Below are 23474 nucleotides of genomic sequence, written 5' to 3'. Positions count from 1 at the left end.
GCCCCCACGCTGCCGGACGGGACACCGCCGCGGGCCAGGATCAGCGGATCTGTGGAGAACTACCTCGGAGCGTCGCCGTCGTCGCCCGCGTCGCCCTCGTCGACGTTGCCGGACTCGTCCTCGCGCGGGCGGTCACCCGTGGCGTCGTTGAGCAGGTCCTCGAGCGCCTTGTCGAACTCGTCGTCCTCGGCGGAGTGTCCGGGGTTGCGGAGCCGGGCCACGAGGGCGTCCGGGGCGTCGATGTCGTCCGAGGTCGGCACGGCGTCGAAGTGCGACCAGAGTGCATCGCGCTGCTCGGTGCCGAGCTCGTCGGTCACCCGCTGCCACATGGCCGCGGCCTCGCGCAGTCGACGCGGACGGAGTTCGAGACCGACGAGGGTGGCGAACGCGGACTCGGCCGGCCCGCCCGCCGCGCGACGGCGGCGGACCATCTCGGCGATCGCCCCTGACTTCGGCAGGCGTTCGGTGGCGGCCGCGGTGACGGTGTCGACCCAGCCCTCGACGAGCGCGAGCATCGTCTCGAGGCGCGCGAGGGCTGCCTCTTGTTCGTCGGTGCGCGGCGGGATGAGGGCACCGGACGCGAGCGCGTCCCGGAGCTGCTCCTGGTTCGTCGGGTCGATCTCGGACGCGAGCTCCTCGACCCGGTCGAACGGGATGTGGATGCCCCGCGCGTACTCGGTGATCGACGAGATGATGTGCAGCCGGAGCCAGCGGGCCGAGCGGAACAATCGGGCGTGCGCGAGTTCCCGGACGGCCAGGTAGATCCGGACCTCGTCGTCGGGGACGTCCAGCCCCTCGGCGAACTCGGCCACGTTCTGCGGCAGGAGCGCGGCGACCTGCTCGTCGAGGAGCGGCACACCGACGTCGCCACCGGACACGACCTCTCTCGAGAGCTGCCCGACGACCTGCCCGAGCTGGATCGCGAACAGGGCGCCACCGACGCCCCGCATCGCCTTCGAGACGTCGCCGAGCATCGCCTTGAGCTGCTCCGGTGCGCGCTGTTCGATGGCCTCGGTCAGCGCGTTCGAGATGCTCAGGGCCACCGGTTCGGCGATCTGTGCCCACACCGGCGTCGTCGCCTTCGCCCACTGCTCACGGGTGTAGAGGCTGGGCGTCGCGGTGAGCTCGGCGACCGAGGTCGCCTCGTCCAGCCAGAGCGCCGCCACCTGGAAGGCCTGGTCCGCCGCCTGCGAGGTCGCGGGGTCGACGGGGTGGCCGCCCTCGCGCGCGATCGCGGTGGCGCGCTCGGACGCGACCGAGAAGTCGATGCCGTCGCCGCCGGACTGCGCGGCGCGCTGCAGCTGGCTCATCAGGTTCGCGACGAAGGCCGGGTCGTTCGGCAGGCCGGCGGCACCGGCGAGCTGCGACGGGTCGATCTGTCCCTCGCCGGAGAGGAGCTTCCGGAGCATCTCCTGGAAGTCGTCGTCCGGCCCCGGCTGCGGTTCATCAGGCATGACGACTACGCTAATCGCTGCTCACGGGGCCGCGCCTGGGACGCCCCCGTGGGAACGCCCGAACCGCTGCGCCGAGGGCGAACAGCCCCCGTGGAAGGACGTTTGCGTGACCCTCTTCGCCGCCGAGCCCCGTCGTCGTCCCCGTTCCCGGACCGTCGGCTGGGCGTTCGTGATCGGCGCGGTCGTCCTCGGCCTCCTCGCCAGCCTGCTGCCGAGCCCGTACCTCATCGAGGTCCCCGGCCCGGTCTACAACACCATCGGCACGCAGGAGCAGGGCACCGGCAAGGACGCGAAGCGGGTCAAGCTCATCCAGGTCGACGGGCACCCGACCTACCCGACCGCCGGAGCGCTCGACATGCTCACCGTCGGCATCCAGGGCGACGCCACGAACCGTCCCTCCTGGACGAGCGTCATCCGGGCGCTGTTCACCAGGTCCGAAGCGGTCATCCCGGCGTCCGCGATCTACCCCGAGGGCGTCACCACCGACCAGGTCAACCAGCAGGACACCGCCGACATGCAGCAGTCGCAGCAGTCCGCCGTGGCCGCAGCGCTCATCCAGCAGGGCTACGAACTCCCGACCGACCTCGAGGTCGGCACGGTCCAGAAGGGCTCGGCGGCCGACGGCGTGATCGAGGAGGGCGACGTCATCCGGTCCTTCGACGGCACCTCGCTCACCGACAACGCCGACGCGACGTCCCTCCGCGAGCTCGTCGCGAAGCACGGCACCACGAGCCCGGCGAAGGTCGTCGTCGAACGCGACGGCGCCGAGAAGACCGTGGAGCTGACGCCGCGGAGCGAGCAGGGGACGGCCCTCATCGGTGTCGGCGTCACCGAGCGCTACGAGTTCCCGTTCGACGTGAAGATCACCCTCCAGGACGTCGGCGGCCCGTCCGCCGGCATGATGTTCGCCCTCGGGATCATCGACGAGATCACCCCGGGCAAGCTCAACGGCGGGAAGCACGTCGCCGGGACGGGCACGATCACCGCCGACGGTGAGGTCGGCGCGATCGGCGGCATCCGGCAGAAGCTGTACGGCGCGAAGGACGCCGGCGCGACCGTCTTCCTCGCCCCCGCCGCCAACTGCGACGAGGTCGTCGGCCACGTCCCGGACGGTCTGGACGTCTACAAGGTCGCCACGCTCGACCAGGCCGTCACCGACCTGCAGACGATCGCTTCCGGGAAGAGCACCGCGAAGCTCGCGCGCTGCACGTCGTAGACCCGGCCACGCGCTCGGGCGACGTGCGCGGCCGTCGCGATCCGTGCCTCCCGGACCGGCGTTCCAGGAGGCGCGACCCACCTTCCTGAGTCTCCGTACAGTTTCACGGGTGCTCGCGCCACATAGGATCGTTGCACTGACGGCCCGCCGCGCCGGGCCCGCCGGTTCGACACGTCTGGAGCACATCAAGTGACGACAACCTCGTCCACCTCGGGGCGGCGTTCGCCGCGGGTCCCGATCGTGGTCACGATCATCGTGCTGGCCGCACTGGTGATCGCCTTCTTCATCTTCGCGAGCCTGTACACCGACTACGCGTGGTTCGCGCAGCTCGGGTTCCAGCAGGTCCTGACCACCAGGTGGGTCGCCGGGACGCTGATGTTCCTCGCCGGGTTCCTGGGGATGGCGGTGCCGGTGTACGCGAGCATCGCGATCGCCTTCCGGTTCCGACCGGTGTACGCGAAGCTCAACTCGCAGCTCGACCGCTACCAGCAGGTCATCGAGCCGCTGCGTCGTGCCGTCATGATCGGGATCCCGGTCGTGCTCGGCATCTTCGCCGGACTGTCGACGGCCGGCCGGTGGAGCATGGTGCTCGAGTACTTCAACCGGACGCCGTTCGGCAAGACCGACCCGCAGTTCGGGCTGGACATCGGCTTCTACGTCTTCGAGCTGCCCTTCTGGCGTGCGATCGTGGCGTACTCGTCGGCCGTGGTGCTCATCGCCGGCCTGGCCGCGCTCGCCGCGTGCTACCTGTACGGCGCGATGCGCTTCGGCGGGCGTGAGGTCCGGATCTCGAAGGCCGCGCGCATCCAGCTCGCGATCACGGCCGCGGTCTACGTCGCCCTGCAGGCGGTGAGCCTCTGGCTCGACCAGTACGCCGCGCTGACGAAGTCGAACTCGCTCATCACCGGTGCGCAGTACACCGAGGTGAACGCCGTCATCCCTGGTCGCGAGATCATGGCCGGCATCGCTGCCATCGTGGCCATCCTCTTCATCGTCACCGCCGTCATCGGCCGTTGGCGAATCTCGATCGTCGGTACCGGGCTGCTGCTCGTCGCTGCGATCGTCATCGGCGGCATCTACCCGTGGATCGTCCAGCGTCTGCAGGTGAAGCCCTCGGAGCGCACGTTCGAGTCCGCCTACATCGAGCGGAACATCAAGGCGACCCGTGACGCCTACGGTGTCGCGGACGTCAAGGAGCAGAACTACGACGCGACGACCGAGGCCAGCTCGGGCGCCCTCGCGCAGGACGCCCAGACGACGGCGAACATCCGCCTGATCGACCCCAAGATCGTCTCGGACACCTTCAGCCAGCTGCAGCAGTACCGGCAGTACTACCAGTTCCCGAAGGAGCTCGACGTCGACCGCTACGACGTCAAGGGCGAGACCGAGGACACCGTCATCGCGGTGCGCGACATCGACCTCGACGGTCTCAGTGCGCAGGCGAACACGCCGTACAACCGTGCGTTCGTCTACACGCACGGCTACGGCGTGACGGCGGCGTACGGCAACCAGCGTGCGAGCGACGGCAAGCCGGTGTTCCTCGAGTCGGGGATCCCGTCGAACGGCGCCCTCGGTGACTTCCAGCAGCGCGTGTACTTCGGCGAGACGTCCCCGGCGTACTCCATCGTCGGCGCGCCGAAGGGGTCGAAGAACGTCGAGCTGGACTACCCGTCCGGCTCGGACGAGAACGACGACAGCGGCGGCAACGCCACCACGACGTACGCCGGCGACGGCGGCCCGAGCATCGGCAACTTCTTCAACCGGCTCGTCTACGCCGCGAAGTTCCAGTCGGAGCAGATCCTGCTGTCGAACGCGGTCAACCAGGACTCGCAGATCCTCTACGACCGCGACCCGATCACCCGCGTGCAGAAGGTCGCGCCGTACCTGACGCTCGACAACGACGCGTACCCGGCGATCGTCGACCACCGCATCCAGTGGGTCGTCGACGGCTACACGACGAGCGACGCGTACCCGTACTCGCAGAGCCAGAGCCTCTCGGACACGATCGCGGGCACCGAGAGCTCGGCGTACCGGACCGACCAGGTCAACTACATCCGGAACTCGGTGAAGGCCACGGTCGACGCGTACACGGGCAAGGTGACGCTCTACGCCTGGGACACGAAGGACCCGGTGCTCAAGACCTGGCAGAAGATCTTCCCGACGGCGACCAAGCCCGTGTCGAGCATGAGTGCGGAGCTGCTCGACCACGTGCGGTACCCGACCGACCTGTTCAAGGTGCAGCGGTCGATCCTCGGCACCTACCACGTCACCAACGCGAACTCGTTCTACTCGGGTGACGACGCGTGGAACGTGCCGCAGGAACCGACGTCCGGCACCAACGACTCGGACACCTCGGACACGTCGACCACGACCAACTCGGGCACGAACGCGCTCGGGGCGACCACCACGACGACGGCCAGGGGCAACCTGCAGGACCCGTACTACCTCACGATGAAGGTGCCGGGGCAGGGGACCGCCTACACGCTGTACACCACCTACATCCCGCAGCAGTCGGCCGGGGCGAACAACCGGAACGTGCTCACCGGGTACCTCGCCGTCGACTCCGACGCCGGAGGCGCGGGCAAGGGCAAGAAGGGGTCCGGCTACGGCAAGCTCACGCTGTTGACGATGCCGAAGACGGACAACATCCCCGGGCCCGGTCAGGTGCAGAGCCTCTTCAACGGTGACTCGACCGTCTCCCAGGAGCTCAACATCCTGAAACGCGGGAACTCGACCGTGAAGCAGGGCAACCTGCTCACGCTCCCGGTCGGCGGCGGCTTCCTCTACGTGCAGCCCGTGTACGTGCAGTCGACGTCCAGCGGCTCGTACCCGCTGCTGCAGAAGGTGCTCGTGGCGTTCGGCGACAAGATCGCGTTCGAGGACACCCTCGACGAGGCGCTCAACAGCCTGTTCGGTGGCGACTCCGGTGCGTCGGCTGGCGACTCGGGAGCGTCGGGTTCGTCCGGCTCCGACTCGGGTTCCGGATCGTCGGACGCCGGCTCGGGGTCCTCGGACTCCGATTCATCGGGTTCGGACTCCGGTTCATCGGGTTCGGACGCCGGTTCCTCGTCCGGGTCGGGCACGGTCGACAACGCCGCGCTGCAGAAGGCCCTGAACGACGCCAAGCAGGCGCTGCAGGACCGCCAGGACGCCTACGCGGAGAACGACCTGGTCGCCGCCGCCGAGGCCGACCAGCGACTGCAGGACGCCATCCAGGCCGCCACCGAGGCCGAGGACGGGAACTAGACACACCGTGGCGGGGCACTCGATTTGTGCCCCGCCACGGCCCCGTGTAGGCTGTTCAACGTGCCGCGGGGTGGAGCAGTTCGGTAGCTCGCTGGGCTCATAACCCAGAGGTCGTAGGTTCAAATCCTGCCCCCGCAACCAAGCGTCACAGAGGAGGCCCCGGTCCATCGGACCGGGGCCTTCTTCGTGTGCCGGGGGCTGCTCTGTGCGGCAGTGGCGCGGCCCCGAGCCTCGGCTGGTCGGACAGTTTCGTGCCCCCGTCGCGCGAGGAACGTCCGCGGAGCCGAGTCTCGGCTCGGCCGGTACGCTCGGCGGATGGCCACCCTCACCGTCGCCGCCGCGCAGTTCGCACCCGTGGACGACCCGGTCGCGAACCTCGAGACCGTCCGCGCCGCGGCCGTCGACGCCGCAGCCCGCCACGCCGACCTCCTCGTGACCCCGGAGTACACCTCGTACTTCACGGCCGAGATCGACGAGCGGTTCGTGGCCGCTGCCGAGCCGCTCGAGGGGCCCTTCGTCCGCGGTCTGCAGGCCATCGCCCGCGAGGTCGGCATCGCCCTCGTCGTCGGCATCGCCGAGGCGGCTGACGTGCCGGACCGCTTCCGGAACACCCTCGTCACGGTCCTGCCCGACGGGTCGATCGGCACGACCTACCGGAAGGTGCACCTCTACGACGCGTTCGGCTCGAAGGAGTCGGACCACATCGAGTCCGGCGATCCGGAGCAACTGCCGGTGTTCGAGCTCGGCGGGCTGCGCGTCGGCCTCGAGACCTGCTACGACCTGCGCTTCCCCGAGGTCACCCGGCGCCTGGCCGCCCCGGAGCACGGCGCGGCCGACGTCGTGGTCCTGCCCGCCGAGTGGGTGCGGGGCCCCGGCAAGGAGCACCACTGGCGGACACTGCTCACCGCCCGTGCCATCGAGAACACCGTGTGGGTGGTCGGGGTGGGACAGACGCCGCCGATCGGCATCGGTGGCTCGGTGGTCCTCGATCCGTCCGGCATCGCGGTCGCCGCTGCCGGGGCCGTGCCCGGGATGCTCGTCGTGGGGATCGACACCGCCGTGACGGACGCGGTGCGCCGGACGAACCCGTCGCTGGCTCTCCGCCGCTACGAGGTCACGCCCCGCGACTGACCCGCGCCGCGGGTGTGCCCGCGGAGTCGTTCGGGTGCGAGCCCCCGTCGAGCGGGCGAAGTGCGCAGCTCGGCCGGCGCGGCGGAGCCGATTCCGCCCGCTCGCGTCGGCGAGCGCCCTCGCGCCGAGTGGGCGGAATGTGTGGCGCTCGAGGCTCGAGCGGTGCCGAATTCGCCCGCTCGCGCCGGTGCGGGGTTCGGTCGCGTCGGCGTCGGGCGCCCTCGCGCCGAGTGGGCGAAGTGTGCTGGCCCGAAGGCTCGAGCGGTGTCGATCCCGCCCGCTCGCGCCGGCGTGGGGTGCGGTCGCGCGGCGAGCGGGCGGAATGTGGGGTCCTGGTTGTAGGCGCGTACCCGATTCCGCCCGCTCGGGTTGAGGAAGGCGGCTTCGCACCGAGCGGGCGGGACCTGCCGGCCTGGAGGCGCGGGTGGGCCCTGTTTCGCCCGCTCGCGTCCGCGGGCGGTGACGCTGGTGACGAGTGGGCGGAACATGCCGACCAGAAGGCGCGGGTGGGCCCTGTTTCACCCGCTCGCCGGGCTGCGCGGACGCTCGTGCCGAACGGGCGAAGTACACAGCGCTGGAGGCCCGAGCGCGCACCGATCCGTCCGTTCGCCTCGGGTCGGGCTGCCGGGCGGTGTCGAGCGGGCGGAACGGCCCGGGCACCGCCCGCGGGGCGTCAGGCGAGCTGGGCGAGTCCGGCGAGGCGCGAGGCAGCGTCCTCGAGCACCGACCGCCGCTTGCAGAAGGCGAACCGCACGAGCGACCGGTAACCGTCGGCGTGATCGGGTCGGACGAACGCGGACACCGGGACACCCACCACGCCGGCGAGCTCGGGGAGCTGCAAGCAGAACGCTCGTGCGTCCTCGTACCCGAGCGCGGCGGTGTCAGCGATGACGAAGTACCCGCCGTCCGGACGCAGCACCTCGAAGCCCGCCGCTCCGAGGCCCGCGGCGAGCAGGTCGTGCTTGGCGGACAGCTCGGCGGCGATCCCCGTGAACATGCTGTCCGGCAACCGGAGTCCGGCGGCCACCGCTGGCTGGAAGGGGGCACCGTTCACGAACGTCAGGAACTGCTTCACGGTGGTGATGGCATCGACGAGGGCCGGAGCGGCCGTGAGCCACCCGATCTTCCAGCCGGTCGTACTGAAGGTCTTCCCAGCGCTCGAGATGGTGACGGTGCGGTCGGCGGCGCCGGGGAGGGTGGCGATGGGGACGTGCGGCACGTCGAACGTGAGGTGCTCGTAGACCTCGTCCGTGACGATCACCGCGTCGTACTGCGTGGCCAGCTCGACGATCGTGGTGAGGACCTCGGTCGGGAGGACGCGGCCGGTGGGGTTGTGCGGCGTGTTCACGAGCACCGCACGGGTCCGGTCCGAGAACGCAGCGCGGAGGGTGTCCTCGTCCGGGAGGAAGTCGGGCGCCCGCAGCGGCACCGTGACGTGGGTGCCACCGGCGAGACCGATGAGCGCGCCGTACGCGTCGTAGAACGGTTCGAAGGTGATGACCTCGTCGCCCGGCTCCACCAGAGCGAGGAGCGTTGCCGCCAGGGCCTCGGTCGCGCCGGCCGTGACCAGTACCTGCCTGTCAGGGTCGACCTGGAGGCCGTACCACCGAGCCTGGTGCTCGCTGATGGCCGCCCGGAGGTCAGCGGTCCCACGTCCGGGCGGGTACTGGTTGACGCCGTCGCGGATGGCGGCGACAGCAGCTTCGAGGACCTCGGCGGGACCGTCCTCGTCCGGGAAGCCCTGGCCGAGGTTGATCGCGCCCGAGGCCGTCGCGAGCGCGCTCATCTCGGCGAACACCGTCGGCGCGGGGACGCCGTCCGGGCCGAGGAGCATCGCTCCCTCTGCTGCTCGCAACCAGGGTCCTGCGTGGCGCATGTGGTTCCCTCCGTGGTGTCGTCCGTACTCGCGGCGCTGAACGGACCCCAACCTAGCGGCCGGGCCGCAGGCATCCCGGGAACGGCTCCACAGCCCACGCATAAGATCGCCATAGGTCGCTTGCAGTGTCACCAGGAGCACCGCTCAGGTGGGTGCGACAGACTGCACGAGCTTGAAAGGAGCACGTCCAGCATGACCGACACCACGCCCAACGGGCAGGGCGACGACAACCGTCCGGACGACGCGGCCGCGAAGGCCGCATCCGAGGACGCCTCGCCGAACGACTCCGAGCACATCGACCACGCGTCCCGCGACGACGCTCCTGCGGCGAGCGGACCGAACACCGGTCACGCGGACCAGTCCGGGCAGGCGGATCACACGGACGTGATCGCAGCGTCGAACGACCACCCGACCGACCGGTACACGGCGCCCTACCCGACGCTGTCCGAGCACGACACCGACGCCGGCCGGACGACCGCATACGGCCAGTCGAGCCAGTACGGCCAGTCGAGCCAGTACGGCCAGACCAGCCAGTACGGCCAGACCAGCCAGTACGGCCAGACCAGCCAGTACGGCCAGACGAGCCAGTACGGCCAGACCAGCCAGTACGACCAGACCAGCCAGTACGGCCAGAACCAGCACGGCCAGACGCCGACCGGGTACGGCGCGCACGGCACCCCCTACGGCAGCAACCACGGCCAGCAGCAGTCCGGCCAGGGCCAGTACGGCCAGCAGCAGTACGGCCAGAGCCAGTACGGCCAGCAGTCGCAGCACGGCCAGAGCCAGTACGGCCAGCAGTCTCAGTACGGCCAGCAGCCCCGCTACGGCGAGTACGCCCAGCCCACCTCGGCCCCGGCGTCCGCCTCCGAGTACGCCGCAGCCCCGTCCGCTCAGGCCCCGACGAGTGCGTTCGGCGACGTCGACGGCTCGAACCAGCGGAACGGCCACTACTTCGAAACCGGAGCAACGGGAGCAGCCGGACCTGCCGGCGTGGCAGGCGCCGCAGCAGCTCCCGGTCGCCGCACCGCTACCGGCCGCGGCCGGCTCGCCCTCCCGATCATCGCCGGAGTCGTGATCGCCGGGCTGGTCGGCGGCGGCGCCGGCTGGCTCGCAGCCTCCGGTGCACAGGGCGGCGGCACGGTCATCGGGTCCTCGAGCGCGCAGGGCGGCGGCAACCTCACGGTCAACGACTACAACAACGCCACCGTCGTCACCGCGGTGGCCGCGCAGGCGACCCCGTCGGTGGTCACGATCAACGTCTCGTCGAGCAGCGAGGCCGGCACCGGCTCCGGCGTCGTCTTCAGCAAGGACGGCTACATCGTCACGAACACCCACGTGGTGACCCTCGACGGCGACAGCTCCAACGGCACGATCACCGTGACGACCTCGGACGGCAAGATCTACCCCGCGAAGCTCGTCGGTACGGACCCGACGGTCGACCTCGCGGTCATCAAGATCGACGCGACCGACATGAAGCCGATCAGCTTCGCGGACTCGTCCGACCTCAACGTCGGCGACACCGCGGTGGCGATCGGAGCCCCGCTGGGCCTGTCGAACACGGTGACGGACGGCATCGTGTCCACCCTGAACCGCAGCATCCAGGTGACGTCGAGCGCCCCGAGCCAGGGCGGCGACTCCAACGAGGGCGGCAACGGCTCGAGCGGCGGCCCGTTCGACTTCTGGGGCAACGGCGACAACGGCAGCAACTCCTCGTCGAACAGCACGGTCTCGCTGCCGGTGATCCAGACCGACGCGTCGATCAACCCCGGGAACTCCGGTGGCGCACTGCTCGACTCCAAGGCCCGGCTGATCGGCATCAACGTCGCGATCGCCTCGGCCGGCAGCTCGTCGTCGTCGTCGGACTCCCAGTCCGGCAGCATCGGCGTCGGTTTCTCGATCCCGTCGAACCTCGTCAAGCGCGTCGCGAACGAGATCAAGGACAACGGCTCCGCCACGCACGGCTTGCTCGGTGCGACCGTGGGTGACGCCGCCGAGGACGCGAACGCCACGCAGATGGGAGCCCTCATCAAGTCGGTGTCGTCCGGAGGCGCGGCGGCCGACGCCGGCCTGCAGAAGGGCGACGTCGTCACGAAGATCGGTTCGGCGACGGTCTCCGACGCGACCGACCTCACTGCGCAGGTGCGGTACTTCGCCGGTGGCGCGAAGACCACGATCACCTTCATCCGCGGGGGCCAGACGCGCGAGGCGGACGTCACGCTCGGCACCTACAAGGGCTGACGCGACCAGCGACGGACGGGAGGCACGGTGCCAGCTGGCACCGTGCCTCCCGTCTGTCCGTCGGTCGCCTCGACGACCCGTGGCGACTTGATAGGCTCAGGGTCGCTCTTGCGGGGCGGCACCGTCCGCGGTGCGTCCCGTGCACCCAGGTGAGGACCCCGAGGTACCGATGCAGACAGACGGACAGCCCCTGCCGGGCGTCTCGTACGTGATGCCCGTCCTCAACGAGGTCACCGAGGTCCGCGCCGCCGTCCAGAGCCTGCTGGAACAGGACTACTCGGGTCCGTTCGAGGTCATCCTCGCCCTCGGCCCGTCGATCGACGGCACGAACGAGCTCGTCGCCGAGATGAGCGCCGCCGACCCGCGGATCCGTGCGATCGAGAACCCGGCCGGTTCCACGCCCGCGGGGCTGAACGTGGCGATCCGCGCGTCGGTGCACCCGATCGTGGTCCGCGTCGACGCGCACTCGGTGCTGCCGGACGACTACACGCGGATCGCCGTGCGGGTGCTGCAGGAGTCGGGCGCGGACAACGTCGGCGGGATCATGCGCGCCGAGGGCCGTACCCCGTTCGAACGTGCCGTGGCGCTCGCGTACGGCAGCCGGGTCGGGCTCGGCGGCACGCCCCACCACGTCGGCGGACAGGCCGGACCGGCAGAGACCGCGTACCTCGGCGTGTTCCGCCGTGACCGCCTGTTCGAGGTCGGGTTGTTCGACGAGGGCATCAAGCGCGGGCAGGACTGGGAGCTCAACCGGCGGCTCCGGCAGACCGGCGGCACGGTGTGGTTCACCCCGGAGCTCGTCGTCACGTACCGACCGCGGCCGAGCCTGCGGCGGCTGGTGCGCCAGTTCGTCGCCACGGGGCTGTGGCGCGGGGAACTCGCCCGCCGGTTCCCCGCGAACAACGGTCTGCGGTACTTCGTCCCGCCGGCGATGGTCGCCGCGATGGCGCTCGGCATCGTCGCCGGCGTCGTCGGGATCGTCGGCGCGGCACTCGGGACCGGGGCGGCGTGGGCGCTGCTCGGCTTCGTGGTGCCCGCCGTGTACATCGTCTTCGTCGTGCTGGGGGCCGTCGCGGTCGCCCGGCGGTCGGGGCTGTCGACGCTCCTCTGGCTCGTGGTGGTGCTGCCGTGCATCCACGTCGGGTGGGGGCTCGGCTTCATCATCGGCTTCCTGACCAGGACGTCCGAGCTGACCACGCACACGGGACGGTGACCTGACCTCTTGACGGATGACACGACCGGCCGCGGGAACGCCCGGCCCTCCTCGATCGCCGAACTCCGTGCTGTCGCCCAACCGGACGAGGTCCGCTCGCGGGCGAACGCCGAGCACTGGACGGCGTCGCTGTACCTGCGGGACGTCTCGCCGTACCTGACGTGGGTGCTGCTGAAGACCCGCGTCTCGGCGAACCAGGTGACCGGCCTGATGATCCTCGTCGGGTGGAGCGTCGCCGCCGCACTGCTCATCCCGGGCATCTGGGGCGCCGCGCTCGCGCTCGTGCTCGGGCAGCTGCAGATGCTCGTCGACTGCAGCGACGGCGAGGTCGCCCGGTGGCGGGGGACGCACTCGCCCGCCGGGGTGTTCCTCGACAAGGTCGGGCACTACACGACCGAGGGACTCATCCCGATCGCGCTCGGCGTCCGTGCCGCCACGTGGCCGATCCACGGCGCGGACTGGATGTGGACCACCATCGGCTGCGCGCTGGGGCTCGTGATCGTGCTCAACAAGGCGCTCAACGACATGGTGCACGTCGCTCGGGCGAACGCCGGGCTGGACAAGCTCGTCGACCGTCGTGACGCGGGCACCGCTCCGTCCGGACGACGGCTCGCCACCCTGCGGCGGGCGGCGCGGTTCCTGCCCTTCCACCGCCTGTACCACTCGGTCGAGTTGAGCATCCTCGCGTTCGTCTTCGCGCTGCTGGCCCTCGTGATCGGTCATCCGCTGGCCGACCGGATCCTGGTGGGCGGGCTGCTCCCGCTTGCGGTGCTGGCCACGTTCGGTCACTTCGTCGCGATCATCTCGTCGAAACGGGTTCGCGGGTGACCCCGGGCACGCGCAGCCGTCACGTCGTCCCGCACCGCGAGCGTCCCCGGGTGGCCGTGGTGAGCCTGTCGCAGGGGACCCGCCCGGACGACCTGCGTCGTGGGCTCGAGAGCGTGCTCGCGCAGCAGGACGTCGACCTGGACGTGGTGTGCGTCGGCAACGGCTGGGAGCCGACCGGCCTGCCCGAGGGCGTCCGAGCGCTGGCCCTGCCCGACAACGTCGGCATCCCCGCCGGACGGAACGCCGGAGCCGAGGTCGTCGACGGCGACTACGTGTTCTTCCTCGACGATGACGCCTCGGTGCCGTCGACGACGTTCCTGCGCGACGCGATCCAGCTGTTCGAGCGCGATCCGTCGCTCGGGCTCGTGCAGCCGCGGGTCGTCGACCCCACCGGCGCCGCGAACCCGACCCGGTGGATCCCGCGGATCCGCAAGGGTGAGCCGGACCACTCGTCGCCGGTGTTCTCGGTCTGGGAGGGCGCGGTCGTCCTGCCCGTGGACGTGTACCGGGCGACCGGCGGGTGGGGAGCGGAGTACTTCTACGCGCACGAGGGCATCGAGCTCGCGTGGCGGGTGTGGGACGCCGGCCGCCGGACGTGGTACGCCGGGGACCTCGTCGCGCACCATCCTGCGATCGACCCGGCACGCCACACCGAGTACTACCGACTGAACGCCCGGAACCGGGTCTGGCTGGCACGACGCAACCTGCCCGCGGTGCTCCGACCGCTGTACGTCGGGTCGTGGGCGGCGATCCAGGTCGCGCGCTGGTGGCGACACCCGCAGCGACTCGCGACCTGGTTCGGCGGCATCCGCGAGGGCTGGCGGAGCGACTGCGGACCCGTGCACGTCATGGGGTGGCTGACGATCGGCCGCATGACGCTCGCCGGCCGTCCGCCCGTCGTCTGACCCGCCCGTACCGAACCGTCCCCAGCCCACGTCCCCGTCACGGACCCAGGAAGAGAGACCATGCCGATCATCAGCGACGCGCGCACGGCCCTGCGGCTCGCCGGCCGACTGCTCAGGTCGCGACGCAGCCGTCGCGAACTCGCACGCAGACTGCCGTCCGTGCCCGCCCTCGCTCCGGGCAGCGTGGAGATCGCCGTCTACTTCGCCGACGGCCCCGTGAACATGTACCAGGTGCGGCAGTGGTACGCCCCCCTGGCCGAACTCGCGGCGACCCACACGGTCGCGATCATCGCGCGGAGCCCCGGCACCATGCTCGCGCTGCTCGACGAGTCCCCGGTTCCCGTGGTCTACGCGCGCCAGGTCGTCGACCTCGAGCAGTTCGTCGAGCAGCAGGCGCCGAAGATCGTCTTCTACGTCAACCAGAACGCCCGCAACTTCCAGATGATGCGGTACGGGCGGATGTGGCACGTGTTCGTGAACCACGGCGAGAGCGACAAGATGTACATGACGACGAACCAGTTCAAGGCGTACGACTACGCCTTGATCGCCGGTGACGCCGCTCGTGGACGGTTGTCGGAGGCGCTCTGGGACTACGACCTCGACACGCGCACGATCGCCATCGGTCGCCCCCAGGCCGACCACTTCGCCGGTGCCGCGCCGTACCCGGCCGACGATCGCACGGTCGTGCTCTACGCGCCGACGTGGGAGGGCGACCGGGCAGCGGCCGCCTACGGGTCGATCGCGAGCCACGGCACCACGATCGCCGAGCGGGTGCTCGCATCGCCGGACCATCGGCTCGTCTACCGGCCGCACCCCCGGAGCGGTGTGCTCGACGTCGCGTACAAGGCGGCGCACGAACGGATCGTCGCGGCGATCGCCGCCGCCAACGCTGCTGACCCGAGTGCGCACCACGTGTACGACGACGGTGCCGAGCTGGGATGGCAGCTCGCCGGAGCGGACGTGGCGATCACGGACATCAGCGCGATGATCTACGACCGGCTCGCCGTGGGCAAGCCGCTCATCGTGACGCGGCCGGTGTCGGCCGAGGCGGACGTCGACGAGCGTGGGTACCTGAGCGACGCCAACTGGTTGACGGCGTCGGACGCGCAGGACGTCGTCGCACGGGTCGACGCAGCGGCGAACGACCCCGCCGAGCTCGCGAAGCTGCAGCACTGGGTCGAGCGGTACTTCGGCGACACGACCCCGGGTGCCGCGACGAAGCGGCTGCACGAGGCCGTCGAACAGCTGCTCGCCCGCTGGCGGACGGTCGCCGCGGCGCGCGGCGAACGCTGAGCGACCACCCCGGAGCAGCGGGACGGCGACGGCGCGACGACGCCGATCAGGCCGCACGGGCGTCACCGACCAGGGACAGCCGCCACAGGTACTCGGAGCGGTCGGGGCGACACCAGCGGACGATGACGACGCCCGACTCGTCGGTGCCGGCGCCGAACACGGCGATCGAGAGCGAGCGTCCGGGTTCGAGCCGGCGCACGGCGAGCGGCGGACAGTACCCGGTGCCGAGGTGGGTGAGCGTGATGCCGTCGACGGGTTCGTCGCCGGAGTTCAGCAGGTCGTAGCGGTGCGGGGCTTGGGAGCGGTCGATCGCGAACGGGACGGGGTAGGCCGGTGTCGGGTGGTGCATGCCGTCACCGTAGGGTGAGGGTCCGACGTCCGGCGGCCGGTTCCGCCCGGGGGAGTGGCGGCTGTGGAGAGTGGCTGCGGGGACCCAGGTTGTGGACGGGGACGGGCGGTCAGGCTGCGTAGTCGGACGAGTACCGCTGCAGTGCTTCCTCGATCGTGCCGTCGAACTGCAGGCGACCCTTGTCGAGGTACAGCCCGCGCTCGCAGAAGCGGCGGAGGTCCTTGTCGCTGTGCGAGACGAAGAACAGCGTGCGGCCACCGGCGAGGAGCTCCTCGATCCGCTTGTAGCACTTCTCGCGGAATCCCTTGTCGCCCACGGCCAGGACCTCGTCGACCAGGATCACCGGCTCGTCGAGGCGCGAGATGACCGCGAAGGCGATGCGCACCTTCATGCCGCTCGACAGGTGCTTGTACGGGGTGTCGACGAAGTCGCCGATCTCGGCGAAGTCGATGATCTCGTCGAAGGCGTCGCGGATCTCCGCCCGGGACATGCCGTGCAGCCCTGCGGTGAGGTAGACGTTGTCGCGGACCGAGAGGTCGCCGACGAAGCCACCGGTGATCTCGATGAGCGGTGCGACCCCGGCGCCGACGTGGACGCGTCCCTCGTCGGGGAGCATCACCTGGGCCACGAGCTTCAGCAGCGTCGACTTGCCCTGACCGTTGCGGCCGACGACCCCGATCGCCTCGCCCGGGCGGACGTCGAACGACACACCGCGGAGTGCCCAGAACTCGTCCGCGCGCTTGCGGCGGTTGCTCCCGGCGAAGAGGTCCTTGAAGCTCCGGCTCGCCCGACGGTTCCGCTTGAACCGGATGCCGGCGTCGCGGACGGAGATCACGGGGGCGACCGTGGTGCTGCGGTCGGTCTGCTCGGTGGCGGTCATCACAGCTCCTTCAGCACGCGGTGCTCGCTGCGGCGGAACACGACGAGCCCGATCGCGAGGACGACGACGGTCACGACCGCCGAGACCCCGACCTCGAACCAGTTCAGCTGCGACGGGAAGAACGCGGCGCGGTAGATGCCGAAGATGCCGCTGAGCGGGTTGAACGCCGCGAGGTCGTGCAGTCGGTCGGGGAGCGCCGACGTGCCGTAGATGATCGGCGACGCGTAGAAGAGGAACCGGAGCACGAGCTTGACCGCACGCTCGAGGTCACGGAAGAAGACCACGAGCGGCGCGACGATCAGGCCGAGCCCGTACACGAGCCCGCACTGCAGGACGATCGCGAGCGGGTAGAGCGCGATCTCCCAGTGCCAGTGCGCTCCGGTGGCGATCGCGAACACGGCGAGCACCGGCAGGCTCAGGAGGAACTCGATGCCCTTCGACGCCGTGACCCGGGCGACCCAGATGCTGCGGGGGATCGTCGTCGACCGGATGAGCTTGGTCTCCTTGATGAACGCCCGCGTGGAGTCGGAGACGGCACCGGTGAACCACATCCACGGCAGCAGCGCCGACAGCAGGAACACGATGTACGGCTCTTCGCCGACCGACCCTCGGTGGAAGACCTGCGTGAAGACGAACCAGTAGATCGCCGACATGACGAGCGGGTCGAGGATCGACCAGAAGTAGCCGAGCGCCGAGGTCGAGTAGCGAACGCGGAGGTCTCGGATCGTCAGCAACCAGAGGGCATGACGATAGCGCCGACCGGCGCTCCGGGACACCGCTGGTGCGGCAGCCGCGGGCGCGGTCGGCGCACTCGCTGTGGTCACGGTTTCCCTTCGGGCGGAAGCGCCGAGGGGGTCTTGACGCTGGTTCAGGCGAACAGGTTGTTCGCGCGCTCGAGGTCCTCGGCGAAGTCGATCTCGACCGCGTAGAGGTCCGAGATGTCGATCGGGCTCCAGAGTAGCCCGTCCTCGGCGATGGCAGCCTCGATGCCGCCCTCGAAGTACTCCTGGTCGTCGACACGGCCGAGCTGGCGGATGAGTGCCTGCTTGTCCGACGAGGAGACGTAGTTGATGCCCACGGCCTCGCCCAGGCCACCGACGACCTGCTTCGACAGCTTGTGGATGAAGCCCTCGGCGTCGACCGTGTACTTGACCTCTTCGTCGGAGACCTTGTCGGTGTTGACGCTGACGAACGAGCGGTCCTCGTCGATCATGTCGGCCGCACGCACCAGGGCACGGGGGTCGAAGACGACGTCGCCGTTCATCCAGAGCACGCCGCCCTTGCCCGTCGCCTTGAGGGCGCGGAGCAGGCTCTTCGAGGTGTTCGTGGAGTCGTAGGACTCGTTGTAGACGAAGTTCGCCTCGGGGAAGGCCTCGACGATGTACTCCGACTTGTAGCCGACGACGATCGTGACGCGTGCGCTCGAACCGAACGCTGCGCGGATGTTGTCGAACTGCTGCTGCATGATGGTGCGGCCGTCGCTCAGTTCGGTCAGCGGCTTCGGCAGGCTGCGCCCGAGGCGGCTGCCCATCCCCGCTGCGAGGATGACGATCTGCGTGGTCATGCTGGTCCCTTCTGGTGTCCGCCCGCGCGCCCTGGGGCACGGGCGGGCCTCGTCGAGTGTGCTCCTGGAAGGTCCGATCTGCCCGGGAAGACCGCTGTCTCTGCGCGCATTCGCAGGGAAGGATCGTCACGGGGCACCGGCCGGAGCAGGTTTCCGAGTGGTGAACACTTCGTCGTGCCTCGGTGAATGATACGGAACGACCTGCGATCGGGGTACGTCCTGCGACGCTTCGTGCTCAATTCGTGACACACGGCCGAGGATCCGACAACGCCGTGCCCGGGGCGTCCCCCGCTGTCCGGTGAGCGTTGGTACGGTGGGGCGGTGGCCGCAGCAGCAGGGGATGACGACGACGTGTACGCGACGTCGGACGCTGCCTGGCTGACCGAGGAAGCGGACGCCGACACCGAGGCGGACGGCGATGTCGAGGACGACGCGGCCACCGAGGACGACGGCGCCGCCCGGGCGCGGGACACCGCTGACGACGACATGGGGGACGGGGATGCACACGACGCCTCCGCTGAGGACACGATGACCGACGACACGACGGCCACCGAGACGCCGGAGGCGGACGTCGACCGGGCTGCCGCGCAGGCGGTGGCGCCGACGACCACCGGCCACCGCCCTGCCAAGGGGCGCGGCGGCAAGGGACGTGCCAGCCGTCCGACGCAGGCGGCGGGGACGACCGGCACCGTGCCTCCCGGCCCACGCGACGAGACCGACGCGACCGACGGTGCGGACGTGCCCGACCGCAAGGACACGGCGGCCCCGACGGACACCGCAGCCGCGACCGAGACCAAGCCCGCGAAGAAGCGCCCGAGCGGCGCCAAGCGCCCCGCCGCCGCGGTCAAGCAGCCCCAGCAGCCCGTCGTCCTCCGCGCCGACGGCCTCGTGAAGCGGTACGGCCAGACCCTGGCCGTCGACCAGGTCGACCTCGAGATCCGCCAGGGCTCGATCTTCGGCGTCGTCGGTCCGAACGGCGCCGGCAAGACGACCACCCTGTCGATGGTCACCGGCCTCCTGCGCCCGGACGCCGGCAGCGTGAGCGTCCTCGACCACGACGTCTGGGCCGACCCGACCGCCGCGAAGCGCGACCTCGGCGTCCTGCCGGACCGGCTCCGGCTGTTCGACCGGCTCACCGGCGCGCAGCTGCTGTACTACTCGGCGACCCTCCGCGGGCTCGACGGCGCCACCGCGCGGAAGCGCAGCAGCGACCTGGCCGAGGCGTTCGGGCTCGGCGAGGCACTCGGTCGGCAGGTCGCCGACTACTCCGTGGGCATGGCGAAGAAGATCGCCCTCGCGGCGACGCTCATCCACTCGCCCCGGGTGCTCGTGCTCGACGAACCGTTCGAGTCCGTCGACCCGGTGAGCGCAGCGACCATCACCGAGATCCTCCGTCGCTACACGCGCGGGGGCGGCACGGTGGTGCTCTCCAGCCACTCGATGGAGCTCGTGCAGCGCACGTGTGACTCCGTGGCCATCATCGTCGGCGGCAAGGTCCTCGCGTCCGGCACGATGGCCCAGGTCCGCGGGCGGAAGAGCCTCGAGGACAAGTTCGTCGAACTCGCGGGCGGCCGCGTCGTGGCAGAGAGCATGGAATGGTTGCACAGCTTCTCCGGCTGAGGGCGGACCTGCTCGCGGGCGAGGTCCGCGGGAGCGCTCGGCGGTCGGTCCTCGTCGTGCTCGGCGGCCTCGCAGGGCTCGTCGCCGCCGTGCTCGTCGCGATCGAGGTCGTCGGGCTCCGTGACGTCGCCCCCGAGGTCGCGCGCTCGGTCATCGTGCCGGTCGGCACGCTCATCGCCTTCGCGTTCACGGTCGTCCCGCTCGTCGTCGGGCGCGGTGACCAGTTCGACCCGCGGCGCTTCACCGTGTTCGGCATCGGCCGTCGCGACCTGGCGGTCGGGCTCGGCGTCGCCGGGCTCGTCGGGGTCCCGGTCGTCGCGGTCGCCGTCGTGGCCGTCGCCCAGTCCGTCGCGTGGATGCGCGGTGCGGGCGTCGGTGTCCTCGGCGTCGTCGCAGCACTCCTCGCGATCGCCACGTGTGCCCTGCTGATCCGCGTCGGCAGCGCGGTGGGTGCCTCCGTCATCGGTCCGCACCGGTCGCGCGACGCCGGCTGGCTGGTCGCCCTGGTCATCGTCGTGCTGGCGATCCCGGCCGTCTCGCTCCTGCTCCGCGTCGACTGGCTCGACCCCGCCGGCGCCGAGATGCAGCGCGTCGCCGACCTCGCCGGGTGGACGCCGTGGGGCGCGGCCTGGGCCGTCCCCGCCGACGTCGCGAGCGGCCGTGTCGGCGAGGGGATCCTCAAGCTGGTCATCGCCGTGGTCGTCGTCGCGCTGCTCGGGCTGGCCTGGTGGGCCGTCGTCGGCAGGGCGCTCGAGACGGTCGACGGTCGGGCGCGCACGCGTCGGTACCGCGGGCTCGGCTGGTTCGACACGCTCGGCTCCACGCCCGTCGGGGCGGTGGCGGCACGGGCGCTCACCTACTGGGGGCGCGATCCGCGCTACCGAGCGTCCTACCTCATCATCGTGTTCGTCCCGCTCGTCGTCATCCCGCTCGGGGTCGCGGGGGTGCCGTGGCACTGGACCGCCCTGGTGCCGCTGCCGCTGATGGCGCTCATCGCCGGGTTCCTGCCGCACAACGACGTCTCGTACGACAACACCGCGGTGTGGCTGCACGTCGCCTCGGGAGCCCCGGGCTGGAGCGACCGACTCGGCCGACTCGTGCCCGTGCTCACCGTGGGCATCCCCGCACTCGTCGCGGGCGCGTGGGTCTCGGCGTGGCTCTTCGGCGACCGGGCGGCGTTCCCGCTGCTGATCGGCGTGAGCACGAGTGCGCTCCTGTCCGGTCTCGGACTGTCCAGCGTCGTGTCCGTCCTGCTGCCGTACCCGACGGTCCGACCGGGTGACCACCCGTTCCAGCAGCCCCAGGCCGCCGGCGTGCTCGCCTCGGTCGCGCAGTCCTCGATGGTGGTCGGGATCCTGCTCTGCTCCGTCCCCGCGGCGTGGCTGACGGTGCTCGCGTTCGTCGACGGCCCGGAGCCGTGGCGGCTCCTGACCCTCGTCGTCGGGGTCCTGGTCGGTGTGGTCGTCCTGGCCGCGGGCGTCGCGATCGGCGGTCGCCTCTTCGACCGCCACGGGCCGGACCTGCTGGCCGCAGCGCAGCGCAACTGAGCCGGGTCGCCTCCCGGGTGACCACCTGACGGACGGGAGGCGCGGGTCGGCCCCGCACCGCGCCTCCCGTCCGTCACGGGTCGGCCCTGGATCTGCGCGTCGCGGACCGTCGCGGCGCGCGCCCGGTCGTCGTACCCTGGAGGCATGAGCATGACGGAACCCGGTGGCGGCCTCGACGTGATGGACCGCGAGCTCGAGAAGCTCCTCGAGGAAGAGGCGATCGAGCCCGGCGACCACGAGCGTTTCTCGCACTACGTCAAGAAGGACAAGATCCTGCAGTCGGCCCTGACCGGCAAGCCGGTCAAGGCGCTGTGCGGGAAGAAGTGGATCCCCGGACGCGACCCCGAGAAGTTCCCGGTCTGCCCGGACTGCAAGGCCATCTACGAGAAGATGAAGGCGGAGTAGCGCCGACGCTCAGATGACGAGCGTGGGGACGGCCGGGTCGCCCCGACCGATGCGGGATGCGTCGGCGGGCAGCTCGGCCTTCGCCATCTTGTGGTGCTTGCGGGCGGCCTCGACCCCCTGCACGCCGAGGAACGCCGGATCGGTCTCACCGTGCTCGACGACCGGGACCAGCAGCGGCCGCTCGTCGGGTCCGACCGCGCCCTGGGTGAGCACGACCTCGGCGGTCGCGATGCCGTTCCGGAGCCGACGGCCGGCCTCCTTGCGGCCCCCGGTGGAGGCCTTGTCGGCCGACTTCTTCGCGACGGGCACCCAGGACTCGTCGGCGTCGTCCCGGTGGGCGACGAGCTTGAAGACCATGCCCGCTGCGGGGTGCCCGGAGCCGGACACCACCGACGTGCCGACGCCGTAGGAGTCCACCGGCGCGGCTCGCAGCGCCGCGATCGTGTACTCGTCGAGGTCGTTCGTGACCGTGATCTTCGTCCCGGTGGCCCCGAGCCGGTCGAGCTGCGCGCGCACCGAGGCCACGACGGACGGCAGGTCACCGCTGTCGATGCGGACCGCGCCGAGCTTGCCGTCGGTGAGCCGGACCGCGGTGTCCACGGCGGCCTCGATGTCGTAGGTGTCGACGAGCAGGGTCGTGCCGTTGCCCAGGGCGTCGAGCTGCGACCGGAACGCCGCTTCCTCGGAGTCGTGCAGCAGCGTGAACGCGTGCGCCGCGGTGCCCATCGTCGGGATGCCCCACGTGCGACCCGCCTCGAGGTTGCTCGTCGCGCCGAAGCCAGCGATGTACGCGGCACGGGCAGCGGCGACGGCGTTCCACTCACCGGTTCGCCGGGAGCCCATCTCGGCGAGCGGGCGACCGTCGGCCGCGGAGACCATGCGTGCGGCGGCTCCGGCGATCGCACTGTCGGCGTTGAAGATGCTCAGTGCGAGGGTCTCCAGCACGACGGCCTCGGCGAAGGTGCCCTCGATCTGGAGGACGGGGGAGTTCGGGAAGAACACCTCGCCCTCGCGGTAGGCGCGGACGTCGCCGGTGAACCGGTAGTCGGCGAGGTAGGAGGCCGTCCCGGCGTCGATGACCCCGCGGTCGCGGAGGAAGCCGATCTCCTCGTCGCCGAACCGGAAGTCGGCCAGGGCCGTGAGGAACCGGCCGAGGCCCGCGGCGACCCCGTACCTGCGGCCGTCCGGCAGTCGGCGGGCGAAGACCTCGAAGACGCACCGGCGGTCGGCCGTGCCGTCCTTGAGGGCCGCGTCGACCATGGTGAGTTCGTACTGGTCCGTGAGGAGGGCGCTGGTCACCCTTCCGACACTAGTGTCGCGCGGGCTCGGAGGCACGGTTGCGGGCCGGGCCGGGCCGGGCCGGGGCGTTGGGACGTGCCGGGGCGGGGCGGGGGCGTTGGAGGCCTGCCGGGGCGGCACGCTTCCCCGAGCGGGCGGATCCCGTCGTGTGGGTGCCGCGAACGGTGCCGATTCCGCCCGCTCACGGGGGCCGGCCGGCGCGCGCGGCGCGAACGGGCGCTTTCTGTCGTCGCGACACCGCGAGCGGTGCGGATTTCGCCCGCTCGCGGGGCGGTGGGGTGTCTGCCTGGAGGCGCGGGGCGGCCTGGGGGGTCGGGGTCGCGCCTCCTGGACGGGTGCGCGGGGCCGCGAGCGGGCGGTATCCGTCGTGTCGGCGCGGGGAGCGGTGCGGATTTCGCCCGCTCGCGGGG

General features: G+C 70.9%; 18 protein-coding genes and 1 tRNA gene. 12 read left to right on the top strand and 7 right to left on the bottom strand.

Going from position 1 to position 23474, the window contains the following annotated elements; genetic code table 11:
• Nucleotides 1-59 precede the first annotated feature (59 nt).
• The gene (locus Q7F20_RS08610; RefSeq protein WP_305739697.1) at nucleotides 60-1454 is read right to left on the bottom strand and encodes a zinc-dependent metalloprotease; all 1395 of its coding nucleotides are present in this window, start codon (nucleotides 1452-1454) and stop codon (nucleotides 60-62) included.
• 106 nt (nucleotides 1455-1560) lie between these two features.
• Between Q7F20_RS08610 and Q7F20_RS08605 the strand changes: the two genes are divergently transcribed.
• The 4 genes from Q7F20_RS08605 to Q7F20_RS08590 all read left to right on the top strand — a co-directional run bounded on the left by Q7F20_RS08605 (nucleotide 1561) and on the right by Q7F20_RS08590 (nucleotide 7047).
• Nucleotides 1561-2670, top strand: a complete 1110-nt coding sequence (locus Q7F20_RS08605; protein WP_305739696.1) for a PDZ domain-containing protein — start codon at nucleotides 1561-1563, stop codon at nucleotides 2668-2670.
• A 240-nt stretch (nucleotides 2671-2910) separates the two neighbouring features.
• Nucleotides 2911-5916: a UPF0182 family protein gene (locus Q7F20_RS08600; protein WP_305739695.1), complete on the top strand. Its 3006-nt coding sequence runs from the start codon at nucleotides 2911-2913 to the stop codon at nucleotides 5914-5916.
• A gap of 64 nt (nucleotides 5917-5980) precedes the next feature.
• Nucleotides 5981-6057: transfer RNA gene (locus tag Q7F20_RS08595), tRNA-Met, on the top strand.
• Nucleotides 6058-6231: 174 nt separating this feature from the next.
• Nucleotides 6232-7047 (top strand): carbon-nitrogen hydrolase family protein, encoded by an 816-nt coding sequence (locus Q7F20_RS08590; protein WP_305739694.1) that lies wholly within the window; start codon nucleotides 6232-6234, stop codon nucleotides 7045-7047.
• Nucleotides 7048-7720: 673 nt separating this feature from the next.
• Here the strand turns inward: Q7F20_RS08590 and Q7F20_RS08585 are convergent.
• Entirely contained in the window at nucleotides 7721-8923 is a 1203-nt protein-coding gene (locus Q7F20_RS08585; protein ID WP_305739693.1) for an aminotransferase class I/II-fold pyridoxal phosphate-dependent enzyme, read from the bottom strand.
• 192 nt (nucleotides 8924-9115) lie between these two features.
• Here Q7F20_RS08585 and Q7F20_RS08580 point away from each other — a divergent pair, with 192 nt between their 5' ends.
• From Q7F20_RS08580 to Q7F20_RS08560, 5 genes are all read left to right on the top strand, one after another.
• The gene (locus tag Q7F20_RS08580; protein ID WP_305739692.1) at nucleotides 9116-11161 is read left to right on the top strand and encodes a S1C family serine protease; all 2046 of its coding nucleotides are present in this window, start codon (nucleotides 9116-9118) and stop codon (nucleotides 11159-11161) included.
• A 169-nt stretch (nucleotides 11162-11330) separates the two neighbouring features.
• Nucleotides 11331-12374, top strand: coding sequence for a glycosyltransferase family 2 protein (locus Q7F20_RS08575; protein ID WP_305739691.1), 1044 nt, complete (start codon nucleotides 11331-11333; stop codon nucleotides 12372-12374).
• 9 nt (nucleotides 12375-12383) lie between these two features.
• Entirely contained in the window at nucleotides 12384-13202 is an 819-nt protein-coding gene (locus tag Q7F20_RS08570; protein ID WP_305739690.1) for a CDP-alcohol phosphatidyltransferase family protein, read from the top strand.
• Complete coding sequence (locus tag Q7F20_RS08565) at nucleotides 13199-14107, top strand: glycosyltransferase family 2 protein (protein WP_305739689.1); 909 nt, start codon at nucleotides 13199-13201, stop codon at nucleotides 14105-14107. The genes Q7F20_RS08570 and Q7F20_RS08565 overlap by 4 nt, the downstream gene beginning before the upstream one ends.
• Nucleotides 14108-14167: 60 nt before the next feature.
• Nucleotides 14168-15400 (top strand): CDP-glycerol glycerophosphotransferase family protein, encoded by a 1233-nt coding sequence (locus tag Q7F20_RS08560; protein WP_305739688.1) that lies wholly within the window; start codon nucleotides 14168-14170, stop codon nucleotides 15398-15400.
• 46 nt (nucleotides 15401-15446) lie between these two features.
• Here Q7F20_RS08560 and Q7F20_RS08555 read toward each other — a convergent pair whose 3' ends face one another.
• From Q7F20_RS08555 to Q7F20_RS08540, 4 genes are all read right to left on the bottom strand, one after another.
• A complete protein-coding gene (locus Q7F20_RS08555; protein ID WP_305739687.1) occupies nucleotides 15447-15749 on the bottom strand; it encodes a hypothetical protein in 303 nt (100 codons plus the stop codon).
• 109 nt (nucleotides 15750-15858) lie between these two features.
• Nucleotides 15859-16629, bottom strand: coding sequence for an ABC transporter ATP-binding protein (locus Q7F20_RS08550; RefSeq protein ID WP_305739686.1), 771 nt, complete (start codon nucleotides 16627-16629; stop codon nucleotides 15859-15861).
• Complete coding sequence (locus Q7F20_RS08545) at nucleotides 16629-17453, bottom strand: ABC transporter permease (protein ID WP_370871643.1); 825 nt, start codon at nucleotides 17451-17453, stop codon at nucleotides 16629-16631. Before Q7F20_RS08545 ends, Q7F20_RS08550 begins: the two co-directional genes overlap by 1 nt.
• 44 nt (nucleotides 17454-17497) lie before the next feature.
• Nucleotides 17498-18193, bottom strand: a complete 696-nt coding sequence (locus Q7F20_RS08540; protein ID WP_022907220.1) for an NTP transferase domain-containing protein — start codon at nucleotides 18191-18193, stop codon at nucleotides 17498-17500.
• Between the two features lie 321 nt (nucleotides 18194-18514).
• Here Q7F20_RS08540 and Q7F20_RS08535 point away from each other — a divergent pair, with 321 nt between their 5' ends.
• The 3 genes from Q7F20_RS08535 (at nucleotide 18515) to Q7F20_RS08525 (ending at nucleotide 21765) form a co-directional block, all read left to right on the top strand.
• The gene (locus Q7F20_RS08535) at nucleotides 18515-19813 is read left to right on the top strand and encodes an ABC transporter ATP-binding protein (RefSeq protein WP_305739685.1); all 1299 of its coding nucleotides are present in this window, start codon (nucleotides 18515-18517) and stop codon (nucleotides 19811-19813) included.
• Nucleotides 19789-21360, top strand: coding sequence for an ABC transporter permease (locus Q7F20_RS08530; protein WP_305739684.1), 1572 nt, complete (start codon nucleotides 19789-19791; stop codon nucleotides 21358-21360). Before Q7F20_RS08535 ends, Q7F20_RS08530 begins: the two co-directional genes overlap by 25 nt.
• A gap of 144 nt (nucleotides 21361-21504) precedes the next feature.
• The gene (locus Q7F20_RS08525) at nucleotides 21505-21765 is read left to right on the top strand and encodes a DUF3039 domain-containing protein (protein WP_092384164.1); all 261 of its coding nucleotides are present in this window, start codon (nucleotides 21505-21507) and stop codon (nucleotides 21763-21765) included.
• Nucleotides 21766-21774: 9 nt separating this feature from the next.
• Here Q7F20_RS08525 and Q7F20_RS08520 read toward each other — a convergent pair whose 3' ends face one another.
• On the bottom strand, nucleotides 21775-23064 hold the full coding sequence (locus tag Q7F20_RS08520) for a nicotinate phosphoribosyltransferase (RefSeq protein ID WP_305739683.1): 1290 nt from the start codon (nucleotides 23062-23064) through the stop codon (nucleotides 21775-21777).
• Nucleotides 23065-23474 lie beyond the last annotated feature (410 nt).

This window comes from Curtobacterium sp. A7_M15 (genome assembly GCF_030705415.1).
Taxonomy (GTDB): domain Bacteria; phylum Actinomycetota; class Actinomycetes; order Actinomycetales; family Microbacteriaceae; genus Curtobacterium.
Note: the sequence above shows the minus strand (reverse complement) of the source record. Positions and strands in the feature narration are given on the sequence as shown.

Coding starts and splice junctions, on each gene's coding strand:
- Q7F20_RS08610 (WP_305739697.1), bottom strand. CDS start 1,454: ATGCCTGATGAACCGCAGCCGGGGCCGGACGACGACTTCCAGGAGATG.
- Q7F20_RS08590 (WP_305739694.1), top strand. CDS start 6,232: ATGGCCACCCTCACCGTCGCCGCCGCGCAGTTCGCACCCGTGGACGAC.
- Q7F20_RS08585 (WP_305739693.1), bottom strand. CDS start 8,923: ATGCGCCACGCAGGACCCTGGTTGCGAGCAGCAGAGGGAGCGATGCTC.
- Q7F20_RS08580 (WP_305739692.1), top strand. CDS start 9,116: ATGACCGACACCACGCCCAACGGGCAGGGCGACGACAACCGTCCGGAC.
- Q7F20_RS08575 (WP_305739691.1), top strand. CDS start 11,331: ATGCAGACAGACGGACAGCCCCTGCCGGGCGTCTCGTACGTGATGCCC.
- Q7F20_RS08560 (WP_305739688.1), top strand. CDS start 14,168: ATGCCGATCATCAGCGACGCGCGCACGGCCCTGCGGCTCGCCGGCCGA.
- Q7F20_RS08555 (WP_305739687.1), bottom strand. CDS start 15,749: ATGCACCACCCGACACCGGCCTACCCCGTCCCGTTCGCGATCGACCGC.
- Q7F20_RS08550 (WP_305739686.1), bottom strand. CDS start 16,629: ATGACCGCCACCGAGCAGACCGACCGCAGCACCACGGTCGCCCCCGTG.
- Q7F20_RS08540 (WP_022907220.1), bottom strand. CDS start 18,193: ATGACCACGCAGATCGTCATCCTCGCAGCGGGGATGGGCAGCCGCCTC.
- Q7F20_RS08530 (WP_305739684.1), top strand. CDS start 19,789: ATGGTTGCACAGCTTCTCCGGCTGAGGGCGGACCTGCTCGCGGGCGAG.
- Q7F20_RS08525 (WP_092384164.1), top strand. CDS start 21,505: ATGAGCATGACGGAACCCGGTGGCGGCCTCGACGTGATGGACCGCGAG.